Origin of the sequence: Rhodoferax sp. (genome assembly GCF_011391645.1) — a bacterium.
Classification (GTDB): Bacteria; Pseudomonadota; Gammaproteobacteria; order Burkholderiales; family Burkholderiaceae_C; genus Rhodoferax.
Map to the genome: position 1 here is coordinate 1 of NZ_JAABQC010000121.1, position 7,391 is coordinate 7,391.

9 protein-coding genes are annotated in these 7,391 nt (G+C 63.3%); 4 read left to right on the plus strand and 5 right to left on the minus strand.

The features are described from left to right. Positions 1-24: 24 nt before the first annotated feature. The gene (locus GPS82_RS12640) at positions 25-516 is read right to left on the minus strand and encodes a diheme cytochrome c (RefSeq protein ID WP_296495264.1); all 492 of its coding nucleotides are present in this window, start codon (positions 514-516) and stop codon (positions 25-27) included. 30 nt (positions 517-546) lie between these two features. Then, positions 547-969 (minus strand): DUF1924 domain-containing protein, encoded by a 423-nt coding sequence (locus GPS82_RS12645; protein ID WP_296495266.1) that lies wholly within the window; start codon positions 967-969, stop codon positions 547-549. A gap of 144 nt (positions 970-1,113) precedes the next feature. Between GPS82_RS12645 and GPS82_RS12650 the strand changes: the two genes are divergently transcribed. From GPS82_RS12650 to GPS82_RS12660, 3 genes are read left to right on the plus strand one after another with little or no spacing between them, the layout of a single operon-like run. Then, positions 1,114-1,482, plus strand: a complete 369-nt coding sequence (locus GPS82_RS12650; protein ID WP_296495268.1) for a PepSY domain-containing protein — start codon at positions 1,114-1,116, stop codon at positions 1,480-1,482. 27 nt (positions 1,483-1,509) lie between these two features. After that, a complete protein-coding gene (locus tag GPS82_RS12655; protein ID WP_296495269.1) occupies positions 1,510-2,172 on the plus strand; it encodes a response regulator transcription factor in 663 nt (220 codons plus the stop codon). Continuing rightward, a complete protein-coding gene (locus tag GPS82_RS12660) occupies positions 2,169-3,575 on the plus strand; it encodes an ATP-binding protein (protein ID WP_296495271.1) in 1,407 nt (468 codons plus the stop codon). The genes GPS82_RS12655 and GPS82_RS12660 overlap by 4 nt, the downstream gene beginning before the upstream one ends. A 104-nt stretch (positions 3,576-3,679) precedes the next feature. Here the strand turns inward: GPS82_RS12660 and GPS82_RS12665 are convergent, their stop codons facing one another. Further along, positions 3,680-4,969, minus strand: coding sequence for a solute carrier family 23 protein (locus GPS82_RS12665; RefSeq protein ID WP_296495273.1), 1,290 nt, complete (start codon positions 4,967-4,969; stop codon positions 3,680-3,682). Between the two features lie 102 nt (positions 4,970-5,071). On the opposite strand from GPS82_RS12665, the gene GPS82_RS12670 reads away from it, so the two are divergent. After that, positions 5,072-5,791 (plus strand): YebC/PmpR family DNA-binding transcriptional regulator, encoded by a 720-nt coding sequence (locus GPS82_RS12670; RefSeq protein WP_296495274.1) that lies wholly within the window; start codon positions 5,072-5,074, stop codon positions 5,789-5,791. 23 nt (positions 5,792-5,814) lie between these two features. Here the strand turns inward: GPS82_RS12670 and GPS82_RS12675 are convergent, their stop codons facing one another. Together GPS82_RS12675 and fur are read right to left on the minus strand one after the other, a co-directional pair. Then, positions 5,815-6,813 (minus strand): extracellular solute-binding protein, encoded by a 999-nt coding sequence (locus GPS82_RS12675; protein WP_296495275.1) that lies wholly within the window; start codon positions 6,811-6,813, stop codon positions 5,815-5,817. 128 nt (positions 6,814-6,941) lie between these two features. Continuing rightward, entirely contained in the window at positions 6,942-7,358 is a 417-nt protein-coding gene (gene fur, locus GPS82_RS12680; RefSeq protein ID WP_296495277.1) for a ferric iron uptake transcriptional regulator, read from the minus strand. Positions 7,359-7,391 lie beyond the last annotated feature (33 nt).

Genomic DNA, 7,391 nt, shown 5'->3' on the forward strand with positions numbered 1-7,391 from the left:
TGGTTTCCTCAAAGACGGCGAGGATCAGTCCTCGTAGTAGCCGCGTTCGGCACCCGTGTGGCAGGCCGTGCAGTTGGCCTTGCTGCGCACCGTGCTCTGCGTCCATTCCGAGGCCCTCACTTCGCGGTGCTCCTTGACCCAACGGGGCAGTTCGGTGATGCGCAGCGGGGCCTGGCTTGGCGCCACGTCACGCAGCAGCTTGTTGCCGTAGCGCGTGCCGGCCTGGTCGGCGGCGTTGGCGGTGAGGTAGGCGGTAATTTTTTTGGCGGTGGCCGGGTCGACGCTGGCGTCGTCACCGAAATGGTTTTTCAGGTCCGCCATCATGCGCGTCCAGGAACGCGCCGGCAGCATGGACGGGGCAAACGCCAGGTGGCAGCCGCCGCACTCCTCCTTGACCACCGCGTCGGTGACCGGCGCATAAAAATGGCCGCCACCGGCCTGGGCGCGACCCAGTACCAAAGCAGAAAATGCGACGACGAGCAGGCCCAGGGTGAGCGGACGGTAGGGGATATTCATGATGAGTTCCTTGAATGGGTGTGATTGAAATTACTGGCCAGCCATGAAGCTCAACCAGTCGCCCTTTTCCCTGGCCGTGCATTCACGGCCCATCACTTCGGTGCAGTTGCGCTTGAACCATTTCTCGACCTTGACCGGATCGGTGTAACGCGCCGGCGACGCTGACACCGCCATCGGCTCAATCGTCTTGCCGGTCAGCGCCCGGCCTGGCGTGCGCGGGTCGCGGCCGTGGCAGGTGGCGCAGGTGGCGGTGTCGGGTTTGCCGCCGGTAAAGGCCTGCACGTAAAGTGCCTTGCCGCGCACGGCTGAAAAGCCCGCGAACGTCGGGTCGGCCGCTTTGGCCGCGCTCGCATAGTGCGCCATCTGGTCTTCACGCGGACCGGCTATGGCGCTGCTGGCCAGGCTCAATGACAGGGCCGCAGTCAGCAGCGTGATGGTCAACTTTGGGTACATGTTGGTTTTCTCAATGGGTTGGTATGGGAGCGACTATGCGCAGGGCCAACTGAACACAAGGTGAATCGGCTGTTCATCCTGCGTTCAGCTTGGCAAGGTATAAAAGCGAGCTTCACCGTGTCAGGCCCACCGGGTCACCCAGCCATGCAACACCAAGTTTCAAACAGCGCCAGCCAGGCCAAGGCGTCACGCCGGCCCTGGCGCGCGCACCTGCTTGTGCTGTGCGCGGTGTCCCTCATGGGTCTCAGCGGCATCAGCCGGGCCGGCGCGGACCACGACCGCGCCCGCCAGGCGCTGGAAGCGGGCGAGGTGCTGCCGCTGGGCACCATCCTGGAGCGGCTTGAGCGCGATCACCCCGGCCAGGTAATCGATGTGGAGCTGGATCTTGAAAAACGCGACGGCGTGGAGCGCTGGGTCTACGAGGTCAAGCTGTTGCGCAAGGGCGGCGCGCTGGTCAAGCTCGAGGTTGATGCGCGCACTGGCGGCGTGATCAGCCGCAAGGTCAAGGACTGACATGGTTGCAACCAACAAGGGCCGGCGATGCGCATTTTGATTGTGGAAGACGAGCCCACCCTGCTGGCGCAACTGACGGAGGGCACTCGCGCCGCGGGCTATGCGGTGGACCTGGCCGACAACGGGGTGGACGCCCACTTCATGGGCGACACCGAGCCCTACGACGCGGTGCTGCTGGACCTTGGGCTGCCCAGGCTGGACGGCATTTCGGTGCTGCGCCAATGGCGTGCCGCCGGGCGCAACATGCCGGTGCTGATCCTCACCGCACGCGATGGCTGGCATGAAAAAGTGGCCGGCATCGACGCCGGCGCCGACGACTACCTGAGCAAGCCCTTTCACATGGAAGAGCTGCTGGCGCGGCTGCGCGCCCTGATCCGCCGCGCCGGTGGCCATGCCAGCGCCGAGCTGACCTGCGGCCCCCTGAGCCTTGACACGCGCCACAGCCGCGCCGTGGTGGCGGGGCAGGCGTTGAGCCTGACCAGCCACGAGTACCGCGTGCTGGCCTACCTGATGCACCACCGCAACCAGGTGGTGTCGCGCAGCGTGCTGGTCGAGCACATTTATGCGCAAGATTTCGACCGGGATTCCAACACCGTGGAAGTCTTCATTGCCCGGCTGCGCAAGAAGCTGCCCGCCGGCATGATTGAAACCGTGCGCGGCCTGGGCTACCGCTTGGGCGACCCTGCATGAACCTGTTGCGTCTGCGCCGCTCGCTGCGCGTGCGCCTGCTGGCGGGCACCCTGTTTTGGATTGCGGCCTCGATTGTGGTGGCCGGTTGGGGCCTGGGCACGCTGTTTCGCCAGCATGTCGAGGCCCAGTTTCATGCCGAGCTGACCAGCCAGCTCGACCAGCTGACCGCCCAGTTCACGCTGGATGACCAGGGCCGCCCGCAACTCACGCTGGCACTCAGTGACCCGCGCCTGACCCGGCCCTATTCGGGCTACTACTGGCAGATCGATCAGCTGGCCGACAGCGCTGGCGCCCGCCCAGCGGCCAGGGGCCAGCTGCGCTCCCGCTCGCTTTGGGACCATGTGCTGGCCTTGCCCGCCGACGCGCTCAACGACGGGGCAACACACCGGCACCGGGTGATGGGACCGCAGGGTCAGATGCTGGGGGTGGTGGAGCGCAGTTTGCGCATTGACGACAGCCCTGATGGCCAAGCCTGGTCGTTTCGCCTGATGGCCGCCGCCAACGAAGACTTCATGCTGGAGCCGGTGGCACGCTTCGGCGGCATGATGTGGCTGGCGCTGGGTGTGCTGGCGGCGGGCTTGATGCTGGCCGCCGTGGTGCAGGTGCTGGTGGGTCTGGCGCCCCTGCGCAGCCTGCGCGCCGCGCTGGCGAAGGTCCGTCACGGCGAGGCACAGCAGCTCGACGGGGCGTTTCCAATGGAAATCATGCCGCTCATTGATGACTTCAACAAGGTGCTGGCGCAAAACGCCGAAGTGGTGGCCCGCGCGCGCACCCATGCCGGCAACCTGGCCCATGGGCTCAAGACCCCGTTGACTGTGCTGGCCAATGCGGCCGATGCCGCGCGTGACAAAAGCCCCGCCACCGCCGCACTGGCCCAGCTGGTCAGCGATCAGGTTGCCATTGCGCGCCAGCAGGTGGACTACCACCTGAGACGCGCCCAGGTGGCTGCCACCAGTCGAATGCCCGGTGCCTGGACAGCATTGCAACCCGTCGTTGAGGGACTGCTGCGGGCGATGCGCCGCATTCATGCCGAGCGGCAATTGACGCTCACCGCCGGGCCCTTCGCCTCAGCGCTGGGCTTTCGCGGCGAAGCGCAGGATTTGCAGGAAATGCTCGGCAACCTGGTTGACAACGCCTGCAAATGGGCGGCCCACCGCGTCGACATTCAGGCCGCCCTGAGCGCAGACCGCTTGCGCATCACCGTTGACGATGACGGTCCGGGGCTGCCGGCCGACCAGCGCGACCGTGTCATGCACCGCGGCGTGCGGGCCGACGAGCAGGTGCCGGGGTCGGGCCTGGGGCTGGCCATCGTGGGCGACCTGGCCCGCCTGTATGGCGGTCAGGTCACGCTGGCCGATTCGCCCCTGGGAGGCTTGCGGGCAGTGCTGGAACTGCCAGGTTGATCCCTTGCGGGTCAGACCAAACTCGAAACTTTGTGGGTCAGACCACTCGCGCAGCGACGTGCTCTGACCCCAACTAACTTAAGGCGTGCTCTGACCCCAACCGATCAAGACGAGCGGCGGTTCAGCAGCGCATACAGCACGATGGCGCCAAAGGTGGCGGTGCCGATGCCACCCAGCGCAAAGTCGCCAAACTTCAGGGTGAAATCACCGGTGCCCAGAATCAGCGTGATGGCGGCCACGATCAGGTTCTTGTTGTCAGAAAAATCCACCTTGTTCTCGACCCAGATGCGCGCGCCCGCCACCGCAATCAGGCCAAACACCACAATGCTGACGCCGCCCATCACCGGCAGCGGAATGGTCTGGATCACCGCGCCGAACTTCGGGCTGAAGCCCAGCACAATCGCCAGCAGCGCCGCCACCAGGAACATGGCGGTCGAATAGATTTTGGTGGCGGCCATCACGCCGATGTTTTCGGCGTAAGTGGTGACACCGGTGCCGCCGGCGCTGCCGCTGACCATGGTGGCAATACCGTCGCCAATAAAGGCGCGGCCCATGTAAACGTCGAGGTTCTTGCCGGTCATGGCGGTCACTGCCTTGATGTGGCCCAGGTTTTCGGCCACCAGAATGATCGCCACTGGCGCAATCATCAGCATGGCCTTGGAGTCAAACACCGGCGCGGTAAAGCCGGGCATGCCGAACCAGGCGGCGTTAAACAGGCTGCTCAGGTCCATCGGCTTGCCCAGCCCCAGGCCATTGGTCAGCACGGCGTAAAGCACACTGGCCACCAGCAGGCCGACCAGAATCAGCAGGCGCTGCACCATGCCGCGCGTGAACACCGCCACCAGCGCCACACAAATAAAGGTGGCGGCCTGCATCCAGCTGTCAAAGTTGCTGGCAGCCATGTTCTTGATGGGCACACTGGCCAGGTTCAGGCCGATCACGGCCACCACCGAGCCGGTCACCACCGGCGGCATCAATTTTTCGATCCAGCCGGTGCCCGACACCTGCACCAGCACGCCAATGGCGGTGTACAGCGCGCCGCAGGCAATGATGCCGCCCAGCGCCACACCCATGTTGGCGTTCAGGCCCTGGCCCGCGTAACCGGTGGCCGCGATCACCACGCCGATAAAGGCAAAGCTGGAACCCAGGTAGCTGGGCACCTTGCCACCGGTGATGACAAAAAAGATCAGCGTGCCAATGCCGCTCATCAAAATCGCCAGATTGGGGTCGAAGCCCATCAAAATCGGCGCCAGCACGGTGGCGCCAAACATGGCGATCACATGCTGCATGCCCATCACCGTGGTTTGCGCCCAGGGCAGGCGCTCGTCGGGGGCAATCACGCCGCCTTTTAGCAGGATGTCGGGGCTTTTCTCGGTCCATTCAAATAAGCTCATGGGGGTCCTTGGTTGTTATGGTCAAGCCAGCTTGAATTGTGGCACGCCGGGTGTATAACCTAGGCCCCTTCAAAGTAAACGCAACAACAAGGAATCTCAGACATGGGCGCGCAGTGGAAAGCAAAAGGCAAGGAATTGGCCGCAAACACCCGGGGCCGGGTATTTGGCAAATTGTCCAAAGACATCATGCTGGCCGCCCGCAGCGGCGCCGACCCCGCCGCCAACTCGCGCCTGCGTCTGCTCGTGGAGCAGGCGCGCAAGGCCTCCATGCCCAAAGACACGCTGGACCGCGCCATCAAGAAGGGGGCCGGACTCACCGGCGAGGTGGTCTATTTTGAACATGTGATTTACGAAGGCTTCGCGCCGCACCAGGTGGCCGTCATGGTCGAATGCCTGACCGACAACGTCAACCGCACCGCGCCCGAGATGCGCGTGCTGTTTCGCAAGGGGCAACTGGGCACCTCGGGCTCGGTCGCCTGGGACTTTGACCATGTCGGCATGATCGAGGCCGAGCCCATCACCAAGGACGCCGATGCCGAACTGGCCGCGATTGAGGCCGGTGCGCAAGACCTTGAGCCGGGCGAGGAAGACGGCAACACCCTGTTCCTGACCGACCCCACCGACCTGGACCTGGTGAGCCGGGCCTTGCACGCGCAGGGCTTCAACGTGCTGTCGGCCAAACTGGGCTACAAACCGAAGAACCCGGTGGATCCGGCCAGCTTGAGTGCCGCCCAACTGGAAGAGGTGGAAGCCTTCCTGGCCGCCATTGATGACAATGACGATGTGCAAAATGTCTACGTCAGCCTGGCGGGCACAGCTTGACCAGGCTGGGTTGCATCCCCGCCTTATTTGAACCCCACCCGGTCCAGCATTTGCTGCACCTTGATCTGGTTCATGCCAACCGCGCTGATCGGCACCAATTCGCGCTTGAAACTGCCGCCCGACATGGCCTGCAGCGCAGGATTGTCAAACTGCACACCCTTGGCCACCGGCCATTCGTTGTTGCCGTCGGCAAAGTGCTTTTGGGCCGACGGGCTGACCAGGTATTCCAGGAATTTGAGCGCGTTGTCCTGGTTTTTGGCATACCGCGCCACGGCACCGCCGGCAATGTTGACATGGGTGCCCCAAGTGGCCTGATTCGGAAACATCACCTTGACCTTGCCGGCAACCGCCTGGTCTTCAGGCTTGCCTGAGCGCATCAGCCGCGCCAGGTAATAGGTGTTGGTGATGGCCACGCCACACTCACCCGAGGCAACTCCCTTGATCTGGTCGGTGTCGCCGCCCTTGGGCGAGCGTGCCATGTTGTCCACCAGCCCCTTGAGCCAGACTTCGGTCTTGGCCGGGCCCAAGTGCTCGGTCATGGCGCCAAACAGGCTCAGGTTGTACGGATGTGAACCGGAGCGTATGCACAGCTTGCCCTTGAGCTTCGGATCGGCCAGCTTTTCGTAGCTGTCAACGTCGGCGGCGCTGACCCTGGCCGGGTCATACACCACAACGCGCGCGCGGGTGGACAAGCCGAACCAGGCGGTGCCGCCGTTGTCAGCCGGCTTGGCGCGCAAATTGGCGGGGATGGCTGCCTCGAGCACCTTGGACTTGACCGGCTGGAACAGGCCATCTACCTCTGCGCGCCACAAGCGTGACGCATCGACCAGCAAGATCACATCCGCCGGCGAGGCGCTGCCCTCGGCCTTGAGGCGCGCCAGAATGCCGGCGTCATCGGCGTCGACACGGTTGATCTTGATGCCGGTGGCCTGGGTGAACTGGCTGTAAAGCGCCTCGTCGGTAGGGTAATGGCGGGCCGAATAAAGATTCAAGACAGGCTCCGCCGCCTGCGCCAAACCCATGCTCAAGCCCAACAGCGCCAAGGACAATTTGCCAAAAGATCGAACCATGAAAAAACTCCGCGAGTGAATGAATGGCGCCATTATATCTCAAATGCGAATCATTCTCATTAGTATTTGTTGCGGGGAGTTTATTTTTTGAAGGGGCACGCGGTTTTGATGCAGCGGGCGTAAAGACTCAGCGAATGGTCTTCTATCTCATAGCCCTGGGCCTTGGCAATTTTTTTCTGCCGAGCCTCAATCTCGGCGTCAAAAAACTCCTCGACCCGGCCGCAGTCCATGCAAACAATATGGTCGTGGTGGTGGCCCTCGTTGAGCTCAAAAACAGCCTTGCCATTTTCGAAATTGCTGCGGCTCAAAATGCCCGCCTGCTCAAACTGCGTCAGCACCCGGTACACCGTGGCCAGGCCAATGGTGACGTTGTCGGCCAGCAGGGTTTTGTAAATGTCTTCAGCGCTCATGTGTCGCTGCACCGCGTTTTGAAACAGCGCCAGAATGGTCTGGCGCGGGCCGGTGATCTTGAGGCCGGTGTCTTTGAGCTTGTGCATTTTTTCGTTCATGGGAATGCCTCTGGTTCGGGT

What these genes read in the sequence shown, in the direction of transcription:
- GPS82_RS12640 (WP_296495264.1), bottom strand. Translation starts at nt 516, where the DNA reads ATGAATATCCCCTACCGTCCGCTCACCCTGGGCCTGCTCGTCGTCGCA.
- GPS82_RS12645 (WP_296495266.1), bottom strand. Translation starts at nt 969, where the DNA reads ATGTACCCAAAGTTGACCATCACGCTGCTGACTGCGGCCCTGTCATTG.
- GPS82_RS12650 (WP_296495268.1), top strand. Translation starts at nt 1,114, where the DNA reads ATGCAACACCAAGTTTCAAACAGCGCCAGCCAGGCCAAGGCGTCACGC.
- GPS82_RS12655 (WP_296495269.1), top strand. Translation starts at nt 1,510, where the DNA reads ATGCGCATTTTGATTGTGGAAGACGAGCCCACCCTGCTGGCGCAACTG.
- GPS82_RS12660 (WP_296495271.1), top strand. Translation starts at nt 2,169, where the DNA reads ATGAACCTGTTGCGTCTGCGCCGCTCGCTGCGCGTGCGCCTGCTGGCG.
- GPS82_RS12665 (WP_296495273.1), bottom strand. Translation starts at nt 4,969, where the DNA reads ATGAGCTTATTTGAATGGACCGAGAAAAGCCCCGACATCCTGCTAAAA.
- GPS82_RS12670 (WP_296495274.1), top strand. Translation starts at nt 5,072, where the DNA reads ATGGGCGCGCAGTGGAAAGCAAAAGGCAAGGAATTGGCCGCAAACACC.
- GPS82_RS12675 (WP_296495275.1), bottom strand. Translation starts at nt 6,813, where the DNA reads ATGGGTTTGGCGCAGGCGGCGGAGCCTGTCTTGAATCTTTATTCGGCC.
- fur (WP_296495277.1), bottom strand. Translation starts at nt 7,358, where the DNA reads ATGCACAAGCTCAAAGACACCGGCCTCAAGATCACCGGCCCGCGCCAG.